This window comes from Kitasatospora sp. NPDC086009 (assembly GCF_044540385.1).
In the GTDB taxonomy this organism is placed as follows: Bacteria; Actinomycetota; Actinomycetes; order Streptomycetales; family Streptomycetaceae; genus Kitasatospora.
Map to the genome: position 1 here is coordinate 108,001 of NZ_JBITSA010000013.1, position 20,642 is coordinate 128,642.

Here is a 20,642-nt window from a genome sequence, read left to right on the forward strand (position 1 = left end):
GCTCACTCCTTGCCGCTGCCGGGCAGGAACTCCTGGATCTTCGCCTTGAGGCCCTGCTTGACCATGGACCCGCGGTCGCTGTCGCCCTTGAGGACCGCCGAGGCGGCGGCGGTGATCTGGTCGAGCGAGGCGTGCGGCGGGATCGGCGGCACGGCCGGGTCGGTGCGGAAGTCGATGACGTACGGCCGCTCCGAGGCGAGTGCCTGGCGCCACACCGGCTCGACGTCCTCGGGCTTCTCCACCCGGGTGCCGTAGAGGCCCAGCTGGACGGCGAAGTCGGCGTACCGCACGTCCGGCAGGTGCTGGGAGGGCTCGAACTGCGGGGCACCCTGCATGGCCCGCATCTCCCAGGTGACCTGGTTGAGGTCCTGGTTGTTGAGGACGGCGACGATCAGCCGCGGGTCCGACCACTGCTGGTAGTACTTCGCGACGGTGATCAGTTCGGCGAGGCCGTTCATCTGCATCGCGCCGTCCCCGACGATGGCGATGGCGGGGCGGTCCGGGTGGGCGAACTTCGCCCCGATCAGGTACGGGACCCCGGGGCCCATGGTGGCGAGGGTGCCCGACAGGGAGCCGCGCATCGTCCCGCGCATCCGCAGGTGGCGGGCGTACCAGTTGGCGGCGGACCCGGAGTCCGCGGCGATCATGGCGTTCTCCGGCAGCAGGGCGTCGAGGGCGTGCACCACGTGCTCGGGGTTGAGCGGGTCGGCGGAGACGGCGGCGCGCCGCTCCATGACCTCCCACCAGCGGGCGGTGTTCTCCTCGACCGTCTCCCGCCAGGACCGGTCCGTCTTCTGGTCCAGCAGGGGGATGAGGCGCTTGAGGGTCTCCGTCGCGTCGCCCACCACGTTCAGCTCGAACGGGTAGCGCAGGCCCACCATCGACGGGTCGACATCGATCTGCACGGCCCTGGCCTTGCCGAACTCGGGGAGGAACTGGGTGTACGGGAAGCTGGAGCCGATCACCAGCAGGGTGTCGCAGTCGCGCATCAGCTCGTAGGACGGCCGGGTCCCCAGCAGGCCGATCGAGCCGGTCACGTAGGGCAGCGTGTCCGGCAGCACGTCCTTGCCGAGGAGCGCCTTCGCCACCCCGGCGCCGAGGATCCCGGCGACCTGCTCGACCTCGGCGCGCGCCCGCCGCGCGCCCTGGCCGACCAGGACGGCCACCTTCTCGCCGGCGTTGAGGATCTCGGCGCAGCGGGCGAGGTCCGCGTCCGACGGCACCGGCGCGTACCGGCCGACGCCGAGGCTGGAGGGCACCATCTTGAAGGCGTGGGCCGGCGGCTGGTAGTCGAGCTCCTGGACGTCAGCTGGGACGATCACGGCGGTGACGGTGCGGCTGGTGGCGGCGATGCGCATCGCCCGGTCCAGCACGTTGGGCAGCTGCTCGGGGACGGTGACCATCTCGCAGTAGGCGGAGGCGACGTCCTTGTAGAGCGAGAGGAGGTCGACCTCCTGCTGGTAGGAGCCGCCCATCGCGCTGCGGTCGGTCTGGCCCACGATCGCGACGACCGGGACGTGGTCGAGCTTGGCGTCGTAGAGGCCGTTCAGCAGGTGGATCGCGCCCGGGCCGGAGGTCGCGGCGCACACCCCCGTCCGGCCGGAGAACTTGGCGTAGCCGACGGCCTCGAAGGCGGCCATCTCCTCGTGCCGCGCCTGCACGAACTGCGGCTTGTCGTCGGCCCTGCCCCAGGCGGCGAGCAGGCCGTTGATGCCGTCACCGGGATAGGCGAAGACGTGCTCGACGTCCCACTGCCGCAAACGCTCGAGGATGTAGTCCGAGACCTTCATCTGTTGGGCTCCGTTCGCAGCTCGACTCGCCGGCGGGGGACCGGGAGAAACTCCCCGCGCTCTCGTCTGACCCGTCGGGGCCGGCCGAAACCCGGCCGGTGGAGGCCGGTGCCCGGACGCCGTCGGTCCGGGCCCGTGAGCGCCGCCCGGCGGGTTTCCGCCGCCCGCCCGGGCCGGGCCGCCGCTCCCGGTGGCGCCCCTGCGTGGCCGTCGCCAGACTGGGCAGACGGGTGCGGCGCCGGTCCCGCCGAGGGCACACCGGCCGCCGATACCCGTTCGCCGCGCTGCGCCGCCCCGTCGGCGCCCGGCCCAGACCGCCGCAGGGGACCCGCCGATGACCGCAGACCACGACCGACCGGCCCGGGGGCGTGACGAGACTCCGGAAGAGCGTGCCGACCGCCTGTGGAACGAGATGCTGCAGGAGGTGCGGGTCTGCCAGACGGGCGCCCAGATCCTCTTCGGCTTCCTTCTCGCCACCGCCTTCACCCCCCGCTTCGCGACACTGCCGGACTTCGACAAGCACCTCTACGTGGCCACCGTCCTGCTCGGCGCCTTCGCCACCGGCACGCTCATCGCCCCCGTGGCGTTCCACCGCTTCATGTCCGGCCACGGCATGAAGCCCGAGCTCATCCACGTCGCCGCGCGGCTCATCGGCCTCGGCCTGGTGCTGCTCGCCCTCACCATCTCGGCCGCGCTGCTGCTGCTCCTGCGCACCGCCACCGACAGCTCACCGGCGGCCTGGGTGCTCAGCGGCGCGGCGCTGGCGTGGTTCTGCGTCTGCTGGCTCGTCCTCCCCCGTTCGGTGCTGCGCCGTCACGCCCACCGGAGGGACCGGGACCGCTGAGCCTCCGCCGGCCGGGGCCCGGACGCGCGCCGCCCGGTTTGCACTCCCGTCCATCGGGCAGCCGCACCGCCGACCCAGGCCGGGCGCCCGGAGAGCGGCGGCCCGGCCCCTTCCAGGACGGAGAGCGTGCCATGACGATCAACCCCGGACCTCCCGAGCACCGCCCTCACGCGCCCCTCGTCACCGGGACCCCGAATCCGGGGCCGCCGGTGGAGCACGGGCGCGATGCCAAGGACGCCGCGCTGGACGCCGCCCGGGCTCCTGACCCGAACGGAGCGCTGACCACCGACCAGGGCGTGCGGGTCGACGACACCGACAACTCGCTGACGGTCGGCGATCGCGGGCCCACCCTGCTGGAGGACTTCCAGCTGCGGGAGAAGCTCACCCACTTCGACCACGAGCGGATCCCCGAGCGGGTGGTGCACGCCCGCGGGGCGGGCGCCTACGGATTCTTCGAACCCTACGCCTCGCTCGCCGAGTTCACCTGCGCCGACTTCCTCCAGGAGGCCGGCCGGCGCACTCCGGTCTTCGTCCGGTTCTCGACCGTCCAGGGCCCGCGCGGCTCCGCCGACACCGTGCGCGACGTCCGCGGCTTCGCCACCAAGTTCTACACCCGCCACGGCAACTACGACCTGGTCGGCAACAACATGCCGGTGTTCTTCATCCAGGACGCCGCCAAGTTCCCCGACTTCGTGCACGCCGTGAAGCCGGAGGCCCCGAACGAGATCCCCACCGGCGCCTCCGCCCACGACACCTTCTGGGACTTCTGTTCGCTCCAGCCCGAGTCCACCCACATGCTCATGTGGGCGATGTCCGACCGGGCCATCCCCCGCAGCTACCGGATGATGCAGGGCTTCGGCGTCCACACCTTCCGCCTGGTGAACGCCGACGGTCGCGGGACCTTCGTGAAGTTCCACTGGCGGCCGCTGCTCGGAACGCACTCCCAGGTCTGGGACGAGGCCCAGCTCACCGCCGGACGCGACCCGGACTTCCACCGCCGCGACCTGTGGGAGGCGATCGCGGACGGCGACTTCCCGGAGTACGAGCTCGGCGTCCAACTGATACCGGAGCAGGACGAGTTCGCGTTCCCCTTCGATCTGCTCGATCCGACGAAGCTGGTGCCGGAGGAGCTCGTGCCGGTCCGGCCGGTCGGGCGGATGGTCCTGAACCGCAATCCGGAGAACTTCTTCGCCGAGACCGAGCAGGTCGCCTTCCACACCGCCAACATCGTCCCCGGTATCGACTTCACCAACGACCCGCTGCTCCAGGGCCGCAACTTCTCCTACCTCGACACCCAGCTCATCCGCCTGGGCGGCCCCAACTTCTCGCAGCTGCCGGTCAACCGGCCGCTGGCCGACGTCCGGGTCAACCACCGCGACGGCCACGGCCAGCAGACCATCCACCCGGGTCACGGCTACTCGCCCAACTCCGTGGGAGGCGGCTGCCCGTTCACCATGGGCGGCGGCCGGCTGCCGGAGGGGGTCTTCCAGCACTACCAGGAGCGGGTCGACGGCCGGACGATCCGGCGGCGCAGCCCCAGCTTCGCCGACCACTACAGCCAGGCCACCCTGTTCTGGCGCAGCATGACCGGCTGGGAGCAGGAACACATCACCGCCGCCTTCGCGTTCGAGCTGGGCAAGGTGGTCGACGAGGAGGTGCGGCGACGCACCGTCGGCAACCTCGTGCACGTCGACCCCGTCCTGGCCGCGGAGGTCGCCCGGCGGATCGGCGTGCCCGAGCCGGAGCCGGCGGAGCTGGACGCCCCGGCGCAGGAGGACGCCGGCGCGGCCGGGCCGCTGGTCTCCCCCGCGCTGAGCCTGGAGCACCTGCGCGGCTCCGGCATCCGCACCCGCAAGGTCGCCGTGCTGGTCGGCCCCGGCGCGGACGCCGACCAGGTGCGGGCCGCGCACGAGCACCTGGGTGCCCGCGGCGCCACGGTGGAGACCCTCGCCGCACACGGCGGCGAACTGCCCGCACGGGACGGCGGCCGCCTCGTGGTGGACCGCCCGCTGCCCACCACCGCGTCCGTCCTCTACGACGCCGTGGTGGTACCGGACGGCACCGGCGTCCTCTACGACGCCGTGATCGTGCCGGGCGGCACCGGCCCCGACCTCACCGCCGATCCGGACGCCGTACGGTTCGTCACCGAGGCGCTGCGGCACGGCAAGCCGGTGGCGGTCCTCGGATCGGGCGCCGGGCTCGTCCGCGCGGCCGGGGCCGGCGATCCGACCGACCTGGCCGGGGTCGCCGTCCGCGGCCCCGGGGAGCGGGCCGACGAGGACTTCTGGGACGGCTTCGCCCGCCTGCTGGAGCGGCACCGCTTCCCGGAGCGCTGACCGCCCGGTCATGACGCGCCGTTGGCGGCCCCTCGACGGGGCCGCCAACGGCGCGTCGGGGGCCCGGGGGACGGCCGGGTCCCGGCGGACGCGGGTCGGCCCGTGTGATCGCCGGAGAGCCGGGCAGACGCGGGGGCGTCCCGTTCCGGCGTAGGAGGAGAGTGTCATGGCCGACTCGGTGAAGGCGTCCGCGAAGAGGTCGCAACAGCCACCGCAGACCGGGGACTCGCCCGGTGGCGAGGTCATCGAGACGGACGTGCCGGCCAGACTCGACCGGCTGCCGTGGTCCCGCTGGCACTGGCGGATCGTGATCGGCCTGGGGACCGTCTGGATCCTCGACGGTCTGGAGGTCACGATCGTCGGCAACATGGCGGCCCGGCTCGCCGAGCAGGGCAGCGGCGTCAGCATCTCGACGACCCAGGTGACCACCGTCGCGGCCGCCGTGTACGTGGCGGGTGCGTGCAGCGGCGCCCTGTTCTTCGGCTGGCTGACGGACCGGCTGGGGCGCAAGAAGCTCTTCATGCTCACCCTGGCCGTCTACCTGGTGGCCACCGCCGTCACGGCGTTCTCCTGGAGCGCCTGGTTCTTCTTCCTCTGCCGCTTCTTCACCGGCTTCGGCATCGGCGGCGAGTACGCGGCGATCAACTCCGCGATCGACGAGCTGATCCCGGCCCGGGTGCGCGGCCGGATCGACCTGATCATCAACGGCAGCTTCTGGATCGGCGCGGCGCTCGGCGCCTTCGCCTCGATCGCGCTGTTGAACACCGCGCTGTTCGCCACCGACGTCGGGTGGCGGCTCGCCTTCGCCATCGGCGTGGTGCTGGGCCTGGTGATCCTGCTGGTGCGCCGGCACGTCCCGGAGAGCCCGCGCTGGCTGTTCACCCACGGGCGCGCCGCGGAGGCGGAGGAGGTGGTGGCCGAGGCCGAACGGATCGTGGCGGAGGAGACCGGCCGCGCCCTGCCGCCGGTCGAGGGGGACCCGATCCGCATCCGCGAGCGCGGACCGCTCGGCTTCATCACGATCGCCCGTACGGTGGTGGGCAGTTACCCGCGCCGCACGGTACTGGGCCTCGCGCTCTTCATCGGCCAGGCCTTCCTCTACAACTCGGTGACGTTCGGCTACGCGGTCATCCTCACCAAGTACTTCGAGGTGCCGGAGGGCGACACCGGCTACTACTTCGCGGTGATCGCGGTCGGCAACTTCCTGGGCCCGCTGCTGCTCGGCCACTTCTTCGACTCGGTCGGCCGCAAACCGATGATCGCCGGCACCTACATCGGCTCCGGCCTGCTGCTGTTCGGCACCGCCGCCCTCTTCCAACAGGGCTCGCTGTCCGCGGTCAGCATGACGGCCTGCTGGACGGCGGTGCTCTTCCTGGCCTCCGCCGGGGCGAGTTCGGCCTACCTGACCGTCAGCGAGATCTTCCCGCTGGAGACCCGGGCGATGTGCATCGCCTTCTTCTACGCCGTCGGCACGGCGGTCGGCGGCATCAGCGGGCCGCTGCTGTTCAACGGGCTGGTGAGCAGCGGCAAGGTGTCCGACACGACCCTCGCGTTCTGCATCGGCGCCGCCCTGATGACCGCCGCCGGGCTGGTCGAGGCCGCGATCGGGGTCCGGGCCGAACGGCGCAGCCTGGAGTCGCTGGCCGCGCCGCTCAGCACCGTCGGCGCGGCGAAGAGCACCTAGGGGCGGTTGCGACGTCGCGGACCCGGCGGGACTTCGCCAACGCCCTCTGCGCCCGGGCGGGCCGTCAGATCACGGCCGACGCGGCCGTCTTGGCCGCCGTGGCCGATCCGCCGGGCGACACCGGGCGCTCGGCTCGGCGAACGCCCGGTCGAGGATCGTGCTCCGGCCCCCACTCCCCTCGTGGTGGGGGCCGGAGCGGGCCTCAGTCGCGCCGACGAGAGAGAGCATGCCAATGGGGACGGCCGGACGGCCATGCATTAGCCTCTGAGCCTAATAGTCAACAACGCGGCAGGTCAGGATGGCTGCGGGGAGCCGGAGGAAGGTTCGTGATCGCACTGAGGTTCGGGGTCGCGGACCTCGCGAGGACCCGGTTCGTCATATCCCCGCTCGACCATCTGCTGGCCGGTTCGGCCCGGTTGGGCGTTCACCAGGGCAACGGGTCGCGCAGCGAACGCTGGTGGCGGGACGCCCGCCGCCACGTGCCCCACCGGGCCGTGCGCTTCCTCGAAGTGGTCAACGCGAGCCCGATCGGCATCCCCGACTTCATGGTGGCGGACCTCGACGCCGTCCGCCGCCAGCTGACCGACGAGCTCGACGCGCTCCTCTCCGTCCCGCAGCAGACCGTGGAGGAGGGTGTCGCGATCTTCGGCAACCGCCTGGGACTCCCGGCCGCCCTGGCCCGGTTGCGCGACGACGGCAGCCGGGGCCTGCGCGAGGTCAGCGACGGCGCCTGGGCGCTGTTCCAGGCCTGCCTCGCCCCGGACTGGCCCGACATCCGCCGCGCCCTGGAGGCCGACATCGCCGTCCGGGCCCGCACCGCCGCCCGCTCCGGGATCGGCGAAATGCTCGGCACGCTCCACCCGAAGGCCGTCTGGCGGGACGAAGGGGTGCTGGAGTGTACCCTCGGCGAGCTGGAGGGTTCCTTCGAACTCGGCGGCCGGGGCCTGGAACTGCGGCCCAACTACTTCGTCCAGCGGAGCATCAGCCTGCTGGCCGAGCCGGACCGCCAAAGCCTGCTGCTACACCCGATCGCCCTTCCGGCCGCCGAGCCCGCGGCCCGGACCCCGGCCGCCGACGGCCTCGCCGCCGTGCTCGGCCCCGCCCGGGCCCGCGTCCTGCGCGCCATCGCCGGCAGCGCCTGCTCCACCACCGAGCTCGCCCAGCGACTCGGCGTCACCCCGCCCTCCGCCTCCGCCCATGCCACCGCCCTGCGCGCGGCCGGCCTGATCGCCACCCAGCGCGAGGGCAAGCAGGTCCGCCACGCCCTCACCGACGTCGGCCACGACCTCCTCCTCGACAACCCGCCGCCCCCGCCGCAGGCCTGAGCGCCGGTCGGTGTCCGCACCAGGTCCCGGCTGGAACCTCCGCGACGCATCCACGCGGCGGTCCCCGCACCCGCCTGCCGCGTGATCGCCTACCGGCGGGTCCAGGCCCGGAGCGCCCGGCGCTGCCACGACACAGCCGTCCCCGCCCGGGTCAGCCGCCGCGGACGCGCTGGCCGAGCGGGGACGGCACTTCGAGCCAGACCAGCTTCCCGCAGCCCGCGGGCAGCGAACCCCAGGCCCTCGAGAGCCGGGCCACGATGCGCAGGCCGTGCCCCCCGGGCCGCCCCGGGACGATGGCCGGCCGGACCCGCGGCGGCACCGGGCTGGCGTCCACGACCTCGACCCGCAGCCGCTCGCCGTTCCAGCTCAGCCGCAGCTCCCGGGGGCCGCCCGGGGCGTGCAGACAGGCGTTGGTGACGAGTTCCGAGACCATCAGCAGGACGTCCTCGGTCACCGCACGCTGCTCCTCGTCGGCGGCGGGCAGCCAGTGCCACTCCTCCAGGATCCGGCGGCTGAACTCGCGGCAGCGCCGCACCGCGCCCTCGCCGCCGTCGAGCAGGAGACGCTCGGAGTACTCGGGTGCGGGCCCCCGGCCGGGGGGTATCGGAACGCCGGGCCGGTCGGGAACGGGGCCACTCGGGGAGCGGTTCATCCCGGCCTCCCCGAGGAGTCGCGGAGGCCCGGGGAGTCGCGGAGGCCCGGGGCGGGCGGCCCGGCGACGATCCGCCCGGTGCCGTCGGCCGTCGTGCGGCCGGCGCCGTCCACCCGGCCGGGACCGAGCGCGGCGTGCCGGACCCACTCCCCCGCCCCTCGGGTGGGCTGCTCGGCTGGCCTCCGCATGGCTGGCTCCCGGTCGGGTCCGGACGGCGGCGGGCCGTCCCGCACATCATGGCGCGTGGCACGGGCGAGCGCGCGGACGCCGGTCGACGACCGGTCGTCGGGAACCGGCCGAACCGACGCCCCGGGGGCGGCGGGCACCCTTCTCACCTGCGCCTCCGGCATGGTTGGCGCCTGCCCGGCTCCGGCCCGGTCACACCTGCCGGGCGTTGCGACGCTCCCCGCCCGCGACGAATCCGGCACCACCGGACCCGCGACGGACCCTTCGGCACCGGGTTCCGCGACGAACCCGGCACCACCGGGTGTGGAACCGGGCGAACCGGGCAGACGCCGGTCGGGGCGAGCGACGCCCGAGTCCACGAGAGAGCCGGACTCCACGAGAGGGAGTGAGCGACACGATGGGTGCCGACGACAAGCTGCGCAACGCCGGTGAGAAGGTCGAGGGCAAGATCAAGGAGGCCGCCGGCAAGGCGACCGGTGACCGCACCATCGAGGCGAAGGGCCGGGGCGAGCAGGCCAAGAGCGACCTGAAGCAGGCCGTGGAGAAGGTCAAGGACGCCGGGAAGCACTGACCCGGACCCACCCGGCCCGGCGACCGCCCCCTGGCGGTCGCCGGGCCCGCCCGGTTCCGGGCGCCTGCTCCGGAGCGGAAACCCGACGGACGAGCAGGCCCCCGCAGGAAAGGCGGCCCTCGCGCATGGACACCCGCGGACCGGCCCGGCGGCCCCGGCCGCCCGCAGTCAGGCGGCCCCGGGTCCGCACACCACCGGCCCGGCCGTCACCGAAGGGCGACGGCGTGCCGCCGGGCCTGCGGAAGGCCGCCGGCTACACCTGGCGGCTGCTGCTGATCGGCGTAGCCGCCTACCTGGTCGTCATGCTGCTGGCCCGCCTCGAACTGCCGGTCGTCGCGGTCTTCCTGGCGCTGGTCATCACCTCCGTGCTGCGGCCCGCCGTCGACCTGCTGGCCCGCGCACTCCCCCGCCCGCTCGCCGTCCTGCTGGCCTTCCTGGTGGCGATCGCCCTGGTCACCGGCGTCCTGACACTGGTCGGCACGACCGTCGCCGGCGAGTGGAGCCGGCTGAACACCGAGCTGCACGGCGGTCTGGCCCGGCTCGACGGCTGGCTCTCCGGCGCGCCCTTCCACCTGCGGCAGGGCGCCGTCAGCGACTTCCGGGCGAAACTCGGCGACTTCGTGGACGCCCACCGCTCGACGCTGATCAGTGCCGCCATCAGCAGCGCCGGCCGGGTCGTCGAACTGGTCACCGCGGCCGCCCTCGCGGTGTTCTGCTCCGTGTTCTTCCTGCACTCCGGCGACCGGATGTGGGCCTGGGCGGAGCGTCAGCTGCCCGTCCGCGCCCGGCCCGTGTGGGGCCGGGCGGGCCGCACCGCGTGGCGCACCTTCGCCGGGTACACCCGGGGCGTCCTGATCGTCGCGGCGACCAACGCCGTCCTGGTCGGCATCGCCCTGACCGTGTTGCAGGTGCCGCTGGCACTGCCGCTGGTCGTCCTGGAGTTCGTCGCCGCCCTCGTCCCGCTGATCGGCTCCCCGATCGCGCTGGCCGTCGCCGCACTGGTCGCGCTGGCCGCGCGCGGCCCGGTGGTGGCCCTGTTGGTGCTCGGGCTGATCGTGGTGATCGGCCAGATCGAGGGCCATCTGCTGCATCCGCTGGTGCTGGGCTGGTCGGTGCGGATCCATCCGGTGGTGATCGCCCTGTCGGTGACGGGCGGCGCCGTGCTGGGCGGGGTGCTGGGCGCGGTGGTCGCGGTACCGGCGGTGTCGGTGGCCTGGGCGGTGATCAGCGAGCTCCGGACCCCAGGGCCGACGCCCCCGGAACCCGACCACCCGCCACCCCGCCACTGAGGCCCGGCGTCGGCCCAGGAGGCCAGGAGGCCAGGATGCGCAGCGCGTCGTGGCTCGGCGAGCCGGGTTCGGCGGACCAGACGACGAGCTGCCGGTCGGTGTCGGCGGTGCTGGCGAGGGTGTCCCCGTCGAGGGTGAGGTCGCCGACCACGGGGTGGTGCAGCACCTTCGTGCCGACGCCGCGGAGGGCGACGTGGTGGGCGGCCCACCAGGTGGCGGGGGCGGGGCGGCCCGTCGCCCGGAACGCCACAGCAGGCAGGGGGGCGGGCGCTTGGCGGGGCGTCCGCGGCGGGGGGGGGGGCCCCCCCCGGGGGGGGGGGCCCCCCGGGGGCCCCCCCCCCCCCGGGGGGGGGGGGGGGGGGCCCCCCCCGGGGGGGGGGCCGGGCCCCGGGGGGCCCCCCCCCCGCCACCGGTCGCAGGAGCAGGCCGGGTGGCGGGCGCTTAGCGGGCCGACGCCCGGAAGGCGTCAGCAGGCCGGGTGGCGGGCGCTTAGCGGGCCGACGCCCGGAAGGCGTCCAGCGCCGCGTCGAGCGCCCGGTCGGCGGGTACGGCGATGTCGGGGACGACCCCGACACCCTCCCAGTTGGTGCCGGTCACCGGGCTGACGGTCCGGGCGGTCGGCACGGTCACCATGATGTGCTCGGTGACCGGGTACCGGTCCGTGGGGTGGGCGCCGCCCCGCGTGGTCTCGCCGATCAGGGTGGCCCGGCCGTGCGCCTGGAGGGTGTAGGCGACGTCCTCGCCCCCGGAGAAGGTGACGGCGCTGGTGAGCACGTACACCGGGCGGTCGAGGTAGCGGGGCGCCGGCAGGTGGGCGGACGTCCAGAACTGCCGCGTCGCCCCGGAGGCGCGGTCGTAGATGTCGTTGAGGTGGACCTGGTCGTCGGGGAAGAAGTAGCTGCACCACATGGCGGCCCCCTCGGGCGCGCCGCCGCGGCACGCGCGGAGGTCCAGGACGAGGGCGCGGCTGCCGGCGGCCAGTTGCAGCGCGGCGCCGACCACGGCCGCGCCGCCCTCGGCGTCCGGTATGAGGCGGACGTCGATGTACGCGACGCCGTCGTCCAACTGCTCGACCCGGCGCACGCCCTGGTTCGCGGCCCGGAGCATCGCGAGGAACGCGGCCCGCCCGGCGTCCTCGTCCGCCGGCTCCAGCGACTGGGGCTCGTCCACCCAGAGCAGCCGCAGGTGCTTGTCCGGGCAGACCTCCTGGAGGTCCGCGGTCACCGCCTCGCACAGCGCCGGCCCGTCCAGGCCGTCGTACGCACCGGCCCGGAGCCGACGCCGGATCGCGGCGTCGATGGACTCGGTCTTCTCGGCGAAGACGTACCCGGTGGCGATCCGCCCCAGGGCCTGCTCGATGATCTGTTCGTTGTTAGGCATCGCGGGCGATGCTAGAGCCTGGCCGGGACATGATCAACAGTTTTTCGCCGGTGCGGGACACCGGCCGGGTCCGCCCGACCGCCCGTCGGAGGGCCTCGCCCCGCGCCTCCCGCCCCGGTCCGCCGGGCCCGGCAGGTCAGTCGCGGTAGGCCGCCGTGGCGAGCTGGACGAACGAGCGGATCAGCGGGTTCGCGTCGCCCTCCCGCCAGGCCGCCACCACCCGGCTCGGCGCCATGTCGGCCAGCGGGACCACGGCCAGCTCCCCGGGCGGCCGGTGGCCGAGCGGCGCCATGCCGACGGTGCCGTTCCAGAGCACGGCCTGCAGGCACTCCTGGACGGCGCGCACCACGGGGCCCTCGCGCGGCTCGCCGCCGTTCCAGTACGAGCGCCAGAGGGGGTCGGTGCCGTCCGGGAACTGGAACCAGCGCCGGCCGGCCAGGTCGGCCAGCTCCAGGCGGTCGCGCCGCGCCAGCGGATCGTCGGCGCGCAGCACCGCGCCCACCCGGTCCGCGCGCAGCTCGTGCACCGTCAGGCCGGCGCCGTCGAAGGGGCCGCGGGTCAGCGCGACGTCGACCAGTCCGGCGCGCAGTCCGCAGGTCGGATCGGTCAGGTCGGTCTCGCGGATCCGGATCTCGACCTCCGGGTGCCGCCGGCCGTAGGTGGCGGCCAGCCGCCGCGCTCCCCGGTCGAAGCTGTCGGCGAGGATGCCGACGGTGATGGTCGCGGCGCCCGACGCCGCGGCCACCCGCAGCCGGATCTGCTCGGCCCGGTCGAGCAGCGTCCGCGCCTCGTCCAGGAGCACGGCGCCGGCCGGGGCGAGCGAGACGCCCGCAGCGGAGCGGTACAGCAGCACGGCGCCGAGGTCGGTCTCCAGCTGCTTGATCGCCCGGCTCAGCGGCGGCTGGCTCATGTGCAGTCGGGCGGCGGCCCGGCCGAAATGGAGTTCCTCGGCGACGGCGACGAAGTAGCGCAGCGTGCGTAGCTCCATGGTGCAACGATACCGGCGCGGTATCGGCGGCCCGGAACGGGTCTTGGACGGCCGCCGCGCCCCGGCGGTGGAATCGGGGCATGACGAACGAACCGAGGACCGGCGAACGGCCGGCGGAGCCCGTGGTGTCGGTGGTCGGCCCGGGCGAGGGCGAGACGATCCTCCTGGGCAGTACCCGACTGCGCATCCTGGAGGACGGCAGCACCACCGGGCACCGGCTCGGGATCGCCGAGTCCGTGCTCGCGCCGCACACCCCCGGACCGCCGCAGCACCGTCACTCCCAGCACGACGAGGGCTTCTACGTCGTCTCCGGCACGGTGCGGTTCACCGTCGGGGAGCGGGAGCACGACGCGACGCCGGGCACCCTGGTGATGGTCCCGCCCGGCGCCCCGCACACCTTCGCCAATCCGACCGACCAACCGGCCGTCATGCTCAGCACGTTCACGCCGGACCTCTACGTGCAGTACTTCCGCGACCTCCAGGACATGATCGCCGGCGGCGGGGCGCTGACCCCGCGGGCCCACCTCGGGGTGATGAGCCGCTACGCCACCGAGCCCGCGACCGACCTCGCCTGACCGCCGGGCGGGCGCCGGCCGTGACCCCGCGGGCGCCCGCCCCCACGACGCACACACTCCTGGAGGAGAACCGTGAACACCGCCTACTGGGCCGCCGCCGGCCTGCTCGCCCTCTTCTACCTCTACGGGGGCGGGCTGAAGCTGCTCCGGAGCCGGGAGCGGCTCCGCCCGATGATGGCGTGGGTGGACAGCACGCCGATGGCGGCCGTCCGGGCCATCGGGGCGGTCGAGGTGCTCGGCGCGGTCGGGCTGGTCCTGCCCCCGCTGACCGGGGTCGCGCCGTGGCTGGGCCTGGCCGCGGCCGTCGGGTTCGTGCTCCTGCAGACCGCCGCCACCGCCGTGCACCTGCGCCTCGGCGACCGCCGGGTCGCGCTCAACCTCACGCTCCTGGCCGTCGCGGCGGTGACCGCCTGCCTGGCGACGACCTGGCGGTGAGTGCCGGCACGCGCCCGGGCCGTCCGACCCGGCGGACCCGCGGCCGCTACGGCGTGGCCGACGGGCTGCCGGGAGCGGCCGTCCGGCCCGGGCGCATGCCGGCCTTGAGGTCGCTCATCGCCGCCCGCGCCACCTGGTCCACGGGGTCCTTCTCGCCGAAGCCGTAGTCGACCGCGCCGTCCCGGTTGCCCGCCGCGGCGAACAGCCAGCGCGGCCCGTACTTCGTCGCGCCCAGCCAGACCTCGAAGTCCTCCCCCGCGTAGGAGAACCGGACGGCGTCGGTGCCGTTCACCACCACGATCGAGCCGTCCAGGCGGTCGGCGAGTTCGTGCAGCGGTGTGCGCCCCGGCACCTGGGTGCTCTCCGACTGGACGGCGAGCACCGAGGACAGCGGCCCGGTGATGACGGGCCCGTCCTGGGTGGTGAACCGGAAGCCGGGCTGCCCCGCGATGTCGATGGACCCGCCCTCCATCGAGCTGCCGAAGGCGAACGGACCGACCGCGAAGGTGCCCGGCTTCACCCCGTGCCAGCCGTCCGACAGCAGCACTGCCACCACCTCGTTCGCATTGACGTGCAGGCCCATGACGGATGTCCCTTCTCGGTGGCGCGCCCGGTTCCGCCCGGCCGCGCCGACGGCCCGGCCAGGTTCTGCACCTGGCCGTCGTTCTCGAACCGCTCGGATCGATCACCTCGATCCTCGGCCACGTGATCCGGCTCTGTCTCGCACATCGGCCGGTGGGCGCCCTCGTGGCGCCCACCGGAGGCCGGGGCGGTCGGGAAGGCGTCGTACCGCCGCGTCCGGCGGGCGGGGCAGCGCGGAGACGTCGGGACGGCGCGCTACGGCCCCTGCACCGCCCGTCCGGACCGGCACCGGGCGCAGTAGGATGGAAGGTTCCCGACCGCGCAGTCCGACGGGGGTGGCGATCGTGCAACACGCCGAACGAGACCTGATGACCCTGGGCGAGACCATCGAGCCGCTCGCCGAGATCGCCCCGGCCTCCGTCGCGACCCGGGCCCGTGCCCTGGTGGCCGCGCATGCCCTGGACGAGGCGGACTGCCGGCTGCTGCTGGAGGCCCTGGGGCTGGCGGCCGAGCCGGCCGGCCCCGGTACGCGGACCTGCGTGCGCTGCGGGCGCGCGTACGAGCACCCCGGCGTCCGGCGGCGGGACAGCTTCTGCTCCGGCCACTGCTACCGGGAGGCCGGCGGAGCCCCGGGCGAAGCCGCGGCCCCTGACCCGCCGTCCGGGACGACCGGGGGCGCCGATGGTGGGGCGCCCCGTACGAACTCTGCCCCGACGACCTCACCGCCGAGCTGAACGGCGCGGCCGTCCCGGAGCGGCTCACCGCTCTCCTCAAGCGGTACAGGGCCCTGAAACGGTAGTGCCGTGACGGCGGGAGACGGAGAGACCGCCGGCCCGGTCGGGTGGCGCGGCGGTGTCCTCGAGGAGCTGCGCGGTCAGGCGAGAGCCGCGCGGGCCAGCGCGCACAGCCCGTCCCGGTCGTCCATCACCTCCGCCGGGACGCTGTAGTACGCCCGCACCACCACCTCGCGGCCGGCCGCGTGGTAGGTGAACGGCATGGACCCCGCCTCCTCATAGGAGGGGCGGGCCGCGCCGTCGACACGGAGGTAGAGGGTGTCCATCACCATCGCGAACTGGCTGCCGCGGCTGCGCAGTGCCCAGCCGCCGAAGTAGCGGTGGAGGGTGACCTCGCCGAGCGGCGCCAGCTGGTCGGCGACGTGCTCGGCGAGGCTGCGGGAACCGCTCACGCGGGGAGGAAGAACCCGGTGATGTCGGCGAGCCGGCCGTCGCGGTGGAGCGCGGTGCTCACACCCGCCATGGCGGGCTCGCCCTGCTCGCCGAGCTGGGTCCACCGGGCGAGCGAGCGGTCGTGGTGTTCGAGCACCTCGTCGATGCGGAACCGGTGACCGGGGAAGGCCCCGGCGAACCCGGCCATGTAGCCGGCCAGCCCGGCCAGCCCGGCGACCTCGGTGCCCGGGTCCCGGTAGGCGACGTCCTCGACCGCCACCTCGCCGAGCGCGGCGAGCCGCTCGCCGGCGTCCGCCGACCAGCACGCGGCGTAGTCCATCCAGAGCTGCTGTGAGTCACTCATCGCTGTCCGTCTCTCTCGTAGCCGATCGACGCCATCGCGCCGTCGGTGATCGTGCGCAGTTTGGTGACGGGGGTCGCGGCCCGGACCAGTACCAGCAGGCCCTGGTAGAGCGCCAGCAGCTGGGCCGCCGACACCTCGACGTCGAGGTCCGCGGACAACAGGCCCAGCGCCCGGGCGCGTGTCAGGGCCTCGGCGAAGCCCGACTCGATCGTCTCCAGCCCCCGGTGGACCGCGTCGGCGGCCTGCGGGACGGTGAAGCACTCCACGGCGGTGTTGGTCAGCAGGCACCCCGGGTCGGGATCGGGGCCGGTCTCCAACGTCGAGGTGAGGAACGACCGGATACCCGCCACCGGGTCCGCCGGCTCCAGGAGGTGCTCCCGGACCCGGCCCCGCACCACCTGGTCGTTGTAGGCGTCCAGCGCCGCGCGGAACAGGCCGTCCTTGTTCTCGAACACCCGGTACAGGCTGCCCGGATGCAGCCCGGTCGCCTCCTCGATGTCCCGCACCGAGGCCCCCTGGTAGCCGCGGCGACGGAACAGCCCCATCGCACGGGCCAGGACCTCGCCCCGGTCCCAGAGCTGCTTGCGCCCCACCCGCGACCCCCTTAGTTGAACGATCGCTCACAAAAATAGCACGCCGTCGGCCGGGGCCGTGCCGCCGTCGAGCGCCGGGGCCGGGCCGCCCTCGCCCTCGCCCTCGCCCTCGCCGGACGGACTCGCCCGCGCTCGCCGAGGTCCAGGAGGTGCTCGCCGCCCGTCCCCCGGTCTAGGCGCCGGTCAGCCGGGACCGCGCGGTGTTGCGGATGCGCCTGGTCCGGCCGCCCTCGGCGAGAACGGCCAGGGCGATCACCGCCGAGGACTCCTCGGCGGTGCGCAGCTGGAGCCAGTCGGAGGCGGCGAGCAGGGCGTCCGCCTCCCACGGTTCGTCCAGCGTCACGGCCCGCAGCAGCGTCCACTCCCGCAGCCGCCGGGCGGCGGAGGCGTCCGCCGCCACCGGGCCGGTCATCTCCAGGCACCAGGCCGGGTAGCCCGGGTCCGTGAGCAGTTCGGCGGCCCGGCGGCCGAGGTACTCGCGGACGGCGTCGCTCGCCGTCGCCGGGTCCGGCCCGGTGAGCACCCGGGCGACAAGGGCGGCCGCGTCCTCCGGGGCGACCTCCGCGAAGGCCCTGCGACAGTCCGCCGACCCTGCGTACCCGGCCGTGTCCCGGTCCTGCCCACCGCCCGGTGCCACGTCGCCCATGCTGCTGCCCCTTTCGGCCGGCGCCGGACGCACCGGCCCGGCGCCCACGGCGAGCGGGCCCGCCGCACCCACGACCGTCGCGGACGCCCGCCCCCGTAAGCCTCGACTCGTACGTACCCCCGCCGACCGGGTCGAACCCGCAGGGCGCCCCGCCCTCCGGGCCCGTCAACGGGGGGTGGGCCGGGCGCATGGCGGTGGAGGCCGCCGGGCTCCACCCGGCGCTCGCCGACGGCGAGGTCCAGCACGAACTGCTCCAGGCCCAGCTGAGCGAGACCACCGGGGCCTGAGCACCGATCAGTGCCACCGGCCCGGCGTGTCACCCGCGCCGGGCCGGGTAGCCGAGCCGGTGGGAGGAACCGCCCGTCCGGCGCCGGGTACCTCCCCCGCGCAGGGCGCCGCCGAGCGGAGGTGACTCCGATGGACGCGAAGCGGACGGCCCGCCGGGTGCTCGACGACTACGGCGAGACCTATGCCCACCAGGCCGGCATCCGCCTGGCCGACACCCCGGCGCCGCTGTACCAGGTGCTGGTGCTCTGCGTCCTGTGCGCGGCCCCGATCCGGACCGAGACGGCGGTCGCCGCCGCCCGCGAGCTGTTCGCGGCCGGGCTGCGGACGCCCCGGGCGATGGTGCGTGCCACGTGGCAGGACCGCGTGGACGCGCTGGGCCGCGCCCACTACCGCAGGTACGACGAGAGCACGGCCACGGCTCTCGGCGACGGCGCGCAGCTCGTCCTCGACCGCTGGCACGGGGATCTGCGGGCGCTGCGCCGGGAGGCCGACGGAGACGTCGAACGGCTGCGGGGGCTGCTGCGGGAGGTGCCCAGGATCGGCCCGACCGCCGCCGACATCTTCTGCCGCGAGACCCAGGGCGTCTGGCCGGAACTCCGGCCCTTCTTCGACACGCGGGCCCGGCGGAGCGCCTCCACCCTGGGCCTCCCCCGCAGCCCCGGGGCACTGGCCGGCCTCGTCGCGCCGCGCGACCTCGTCCGGCTCGCGGACGGCCTGGTGCGTGCCGGTCGCGCGCCGGGGGCGGTGGAGCGGCTGCGGGCCGGCTGAGCGGCCCCCGGCGCCCCGCGTCAGGGCCGCCGGGGGCCGGGCGGGGCCGGCACCTCGGCCCACACCGTCTTCCCGTCACGCTCCGGCCGGTACCCCCAGGCACGGGCGAGCCGGTCGACCACCCGCAGCCCGTGCCCGCCGGGCGCGCCCCGGTCGGCGGGCCGGCGCAGCCGTGGCGGCTCCCGGCCGGCGTCGCCGACCTCGATCCGCAGCCGGCTGCCGTCCCAGGCGAGACGCAGCTCGTACGGGCCTCCGGGGGCGTGCACGCACGCGTTGGTGACCAGTTCGGAGACCATCAGCACGACGTCCTCGGCCGCGGCCAGCTGCTCGTCGTCGGCCGCCGGCAGCCACTGCCAGTCGGTCAGTGCGCGGCGGCAGAAGTCGCGGGAGCGCGGTACGGCGCCGGCTCGCTCCGCCAGGAACAGCCGCCTGGTCTGCTGCGCACGGGGTTCGGTGGTGTGGTCGATCGTCCTCATCGCCTCTTCGGCCTCTGCGTCGAGCGGGCAGCCGGGGGGACCGGCGCCGGCGGTCGGCCCGGTCGGCACGGCCGCGGTGTCGTCCATGACCCGCGCCTGCCCCGCTCCGTGGCCGCTACACGGGCCCCGCGCCGGTTGCCCGGAACGGACGGCGATCGCACCGCGGGGTGCCGCCGCCGGCCCGACGGTGACCGGGTCGGCGGCGGCACCCCGCGGGCGGCGGAGGTCAGCCCGCCCGGGCGATCTTCGCGTTGACCTTGATGACGTCCTTCTCCTTCAGCGTGCCGAAGCCCCCTACGGCGCCCTGCTGGAGGACCACACACATGCTGGATCCGCCGTAGCTGAAGTAGCCGAGCTCCTGGCCCTTGCGCACGGTGTCCCCCTGCGTCACGGAGAGGGTGACGGAGGAGATCTCGGTGATCCCGATGGGCACCACGCAGACCATACCGATCTTCGGATCGTCGGCCTCGATGAACACCAGGCCGCGGGTGTTCACCGAGGACTGGTAGCCCTGCGAGTGCGTCCCGGCGGTCCTGTCCTGGCCCGCGCTCTCGGCGTTGCTGAACATCAGGGCGGAGACGACCTCGGCACTGCGGACGGTGCCGGAGACCGGGGCGTGCCAGCGGTGGTAGTCGGCGCCGGAGAGGAAGGACTGCAGCACGTGACCGTTGACGAACCGCTCGGCGTAAGGACTGCCGGCCATCATGTCGGCCAACGAGTACGGCTGCCCCTTGAGCCAGAACCGGTCGTACTCCCGGACGAGGTGGGCGATCTTCCAGACGGTGCCGTCGTTGGCCGAGACGATCGCCTTGGGGTCCGGATCGACCGGGCGCAGGTCCGGCCGGATCCTGCGGTGGAAGTAGTCGTTGTAGGAGGTGAAGCCCCAGTGCGGCTCGGTGCGGTCGATCTCGAAGTCGTCGAGGTCGAACTCCTTGACGGCCTCCGGGGACAGCCAGCCCTCCGGTCCCTCGTTCAGGACGCGGCAGCTGTCGGCGGAGTCCAGGTAGCCGCACCAGTCCTTCAGGACCTTCTGGAGCGCGCTGTTGAACTTCTCGTTGCGGAACACCGCCTGGCCGGCCGGCGTCATCATCATGTAGACGAAGAGCGCCGACATCGGGAAGGCGATCCGCTGCCTGGGGTCCGGGTCGTACCTGGGCACGTCGTGGATGATGCGGGTCAGGGCCTGGAGCAACTGGTCGACGGTGCGGACGCGGTTGTGCGGCGGCTGCACCTGCTCCATCATCTGGATCACGTACATCCGGACGATCGCGTCGTTCCTGAGCAGCGTCCAGAGGTCCAGCACCGCGCCGGCCGGCTCGGTCGGGCCGTCGGCGAGCCGGGCGACGAACTCCGACTGCCACCTGTCGATGGCTTCCCGGCTCTCCGGGAGGTAGCCCGCGAGGCGCGGGAAACTGCTCTCGTACTGGGCGTCGAGGTGGTCTTCGAGGTCGGTCACGAGGTCTCCTTGGTCGGTGACGGCCCCACGGCGAGGAGGTCGCCCGGCCCGTGGGCCTCCCCGGCTGGATGAACGTCGACGCGGGGAAGGGCGGGTTCTGCGGCGCGGACACGCGACCGCGGAGACGGGTTCGAAGATCACACCGCACACCGGCCCGGAGACTGCCGACGGGCGCTCAGGCCGGGTGCCACGAAGGAGCCTTCGGTGCGGGCCGGTGCCACGGCCGAAGGTTCGTCACACATGCTCCC

Annotated in this window: 22 protein-coding genes; 10 read left to right on the forward strand and 12 right to left on the reverse strand. The window is 74.4% G+C overall.

From position 1 onward, the window contains the following. Positions 1 to 2: 2 nt before the first annotated feature. Positions 3 to 1,790 carry a thiamine pyrophosphate-requiring protein gene (locus tag ACIF6L_RS26980; protein ID WP_329485642.1) on the reverse strand — a complete coding sequence of 596 codons (1,788 nt, stop codon included), beginning with the start codon at positions 1,788 to 1,790 and terminating at the stop codon, positions 3 to 5. 334 nt (positions 1,791 to 2,124) lie between these two features. On the opposite strand from ACIF6L_RS26980, the gene ACIF6L_RS26985 reads away from it, so the two are divergent. From ACIF6L_RS26985 to ACIF6L_RS27000, 4 genes are all read left to right on the forward strand, one after another. Next, entirely contained in the window at positions 2,125 to 2,634 is a 510-nt protein-coding gene (locus tag ACIF6L_RS26985; protein ID WP_359840036.1) for a DUF6328 family protein, read from the forward strand. Positions 2,635 to 2,765: 131 nt separating this feature from the next. Further along, on the forward strand, positions 2,766 to 4,970 hold the full coding sequence (locus ACIF6L_RS26990) for a catalase (RefSeq protein WP_396490226.1): 2,205 nt from the start codon (positions 2,766 to 2,768) through the stop codon (positions 4,968 to 4,970). 166 nt (positions 4,971 to 5,136) lie between these two features. Further along, positions 5,137 to 6,654, forward strand: a complete 1,518-nt coding sequence (locus tag ACIF6L_RS26995; RefSeq protein WP_396490224.1) for an MFS transporter — start codon at positions 5,137 to 5,139, stop codon at positions 6,652 to 6,654. A 326-nt stretch (positions 6,655 to 6,980) separates the two neighbouring features. Continuing rightward, positions 6,981 to 7,979, forward strand: coding sequence for a winged helix-turn-helix domain-containing protein (locus tag ACIF6L_RS27000; RefSeq protein ID WP_359840031.1), 999 nt, complete (start codon positions 6,981 to 6,983; stop codon positions 7,977 to 7,979). A 151-nt stretch (positions 7,980 to 8,130) separates the two neighbouring features. On the opposite strand, the gene ACIF6L_RS27005 is transcribed toward ACIF6L_RS27000, so the two are convergent. Beyond that, a complete protein-coding gene (locus tag ACIF6L_RS27005) occupies positions 8,131 to 8,631 on the reverse strand; it encodes an ATP-binding protein (RefSeq protein ID WP_396490222.1) in 501 nt (166 codons plus the stop codon). A gap of 571 nt (positions 8,632 to 9,202) precedes the next feature. On the opposite strand from ACIF6L_RS27005, the gene ACIF6L_RS27010 reads away from it, so the two are divergent. After that, on the forward strand, positions 9,203 to 9,388 hold the full coding sequence (locus ACIF6L_RS27010) for a CsbD family protein (protein ID WP_329485648.1): 186 nt from the start codon (positions 9,203 to 9,205) through the stop codon (positions 9,386 to 9,388). Between the two features lie 224 nt (positions 9,389 to 9,612). Continuing rightward, positions 9,613 to 10,677 (forward strand): AI-2E family transporter, encoded by a 1,065-nt coding sequence (locus tag ACIF6L_RS27015; protein WP_396490220.1) that lies wholly within the window; start codon positions 9,613 to 9,615, stop codon positions 10,675 to 10,677. On the opposite strand, the gene ACIF6L_RS27020 is transcribed toward ACIF6L_RS27015, so the two are convergent. From ACIF6L_RS27020 to ACIF6L_RS27030, 3 genes are all read right to left on the reverse strand, one after another. Beyond that, positions 10,613 to 10,936, reverse strand: coding sequence for a hypothetical protein (locus ACIF6L_RS27020; RefSeq protein WP_396492601.1), 324 nt, complete (start codon positions 10,934 to 10,936; stop codon positions 10,613 to 10,615). The two genes, ACIF6L_RS27015 and ACIF6L_RS27020, sit on opposite strands and share 65 nt — an antisense overlap. A gap of 230 nt (positions 10,937 to 11,166) precedes the next feature. Then, positions 11,167 to 12,057, reverse strand: a complete 891-nt coding sequence (locus tag ACIF6L_RS27025) for a S41 family peptidase (RefSeq protein ID WP_396490219.1) — start codon at positions 12,055 to 12,057, stop codon at positions 11,167 to 11,169. 136 nt (positions 12,058 to 12,193) lie between these two features. Continuing rightward, entirely contained in the window at positions 12,194 to 13,045 is an 852-nt protein-coding gene (locus ACIF6L_RS27030; RefSeq protein WP_359807678.1) for a LysR substrate-binding domain-containing protein, read from the reverse strand. A gap of 80 nt (positions 13,046 to 13,125) precedes the next feature. Between ACIF6L_RS27030 and ACIF6L_RS27035 the strand changes: the two genes are divergently transcribed. Continuing rightward, the gene (locus ACIF6L_RS27035) at positions 13,126 to 13,620 is read left to right on the forward strand and encodes a cupin domain-containing protein (RefSeq protein ID WP_359807676.1); all 495 of its coding nucleotides are present in this window, start codon (positions 13,126 to 13,128) and stop codon (positions 13,618 to 13,620) included. Between the two features lie 72 nt (positions 13,621 to 13,692). Beyond that, on the forward strand, positions 13,693 to 14,055 hold the full coding sequence (locus tag ACIF6L_RS27040) for a DoxX family protein (protein ID WP_396490216.1): 363 nt from the start codon (positions 13,693 to 13,695) through the stop codon (positions 14,053 to 14,055). A gap of 46 nt (positions 14,056 to 14,101) precedes the next feature. Here ACIF6L_RS27040 and ACIF6L_RS27045 read toward each other — a convergent pair whose 3' ends face one another. Beyond that, the gene (locus ACIF6L_RS27045) at positions 14,102 to 14,638 is read right to left on the reverse strand and encodes a hypothetical protein (RefSeq protein ID WP_329485654.1); all 537 of its coding nucleotides are present in this window, start codon (positions 14,636 to 14,638) and stop codon (positions 14,102 to 14,104) included. Between the two features lie 367 nt (positions 14,639 to 15,005). Here ACIF6L_RS27045 and ACIF6L_RS27050 point away from each other — a divergent pair, with 367 nt between their 5' ends. After that, positions 15,006 to 15,371, forward strand: coding sequence for a hypothetical protein (locus tag ACIF6L_RS27050; protein WP_396492593.1), 366 nt, complete (start codon positions 15,006 to 15,008; stop codon positions 15,369 to 15,371). A 140-nt stretch (positions 15,372 to 15,511) separates the two neighbouring features. On the opposite strand, the gene ACIF6L_RS27055 is transcribed toward ACIF6L_RS27050, so the two are convergent. The 4 genes from ACIF6L_RS27055 to ACIF6L_RS27070 form a co-directional block, all read right to left on the reverse strand. Continuing rightward, entirely contained in the window at positions 15,512 to 15,823 is a 312-nt protein-coding gene (locus ACIF6L_RS27055) for a TfoX/Sxy family protein (protein WP_396490213.1), read from the reverse strand. Next, the gene (locus tag ACIF6L_RS27060) at positions 15,820 to 16,167 is read right to left on the reverse strand and encodes a nuclear transport factor 2 family protein (protein ID WP_329485657.1); all 348 of its coding nucleotides are present in this window, start codon (positions 16,165 to 16,167) and stop codon (positions 15,820 to 15,822) included. Before ACIF6L_RS27060 ends, ACIF6L_RS27055 begins: the two co-directional genes overlap by 4 nt. Further along, positions 16,164 to 16,760 (reverse strand): TetR/AcrR family transcriptional regulator, encoded by a 597-nt coding sequence (locus tag ACIF6L_RS27065; RefSeq protein ID WP_396490211.1) that lies wholly within the window; start codon positions 16,758 to 16,760, stop codon positions 16,164 to 16,166. Before ACIF6L_RS27065 ends, ACIF6L_RS27060 begins: the two co-directional genes overlap by 4 nt. A 172-nt stretch (positions 16,761 to 16,932) precedes the next feature. Then, on the reverse strand, positions 16,933 to 17,406 hold the full coding sequence (locus ACIF6L_RS27070; RefSeq protein ID WP_396490210.1) for a hypothetical protein: 474 nt from the start codon (positions 17,404 to 17,406) through the stop codon (positions 16,933 to 16,935). Between the two features lie 417 nt (positions 17,407 to 17,823). On the opposite strand from ACIF6L_RS27070, the gene ACIF6L_RS27075 reads away from it, so the two are divergent. After that, on the forward strand, positions 17,824 to 18,462 hold the full coding sequence (locus ACIF6L_RS27075) for an endonuclease (RefSeq protein WP_396490208.1): 639 nt from the start codon (positions 17,824 to 17,826) through the stop codon (positions 18,460 to 18,462). 20 nt (positions 18,463 to 18,482) lie between these two features. Here the strand turns inward: ACIF6L_RS27075 and ACIF6L_RS27080 are convergent, their stop codons facing one another. Together ACIF6L_RS27080 and ACIF6L_RS27085 are read right to left on the reverse strand one after the other, a co-directional pair. Further along, positions 18,483 to 19,025 carry an ATP-binding protein gene (locus ACIF6L_RS27080; protein WP_396490207.1) on the reverse strand — a complete coding sequence of 181 codons (543 nt, stop codon included), beginning with the start codon at positions 19,023 to 19,025 and terminating at the stop codon, positions 18,483 to 18,485. Positions 19,026 to 19,164: 139 nt separating this feature from the next. After that, positions 19,165 to 20,394, reverse strand: coding sequence for a phophatidylserine decarboxylase associated domain-containing protein (locus ACIF6L_RS27085; RefSeq protein WP_396490205.1), 1,230 nt, complete (start codon positions 20,392 to 20,394; stop codon positions 19,165 to 19,167). Between the last annotated feature and the right edge of the window lie 248 nt (positions 20,395 to 20,642).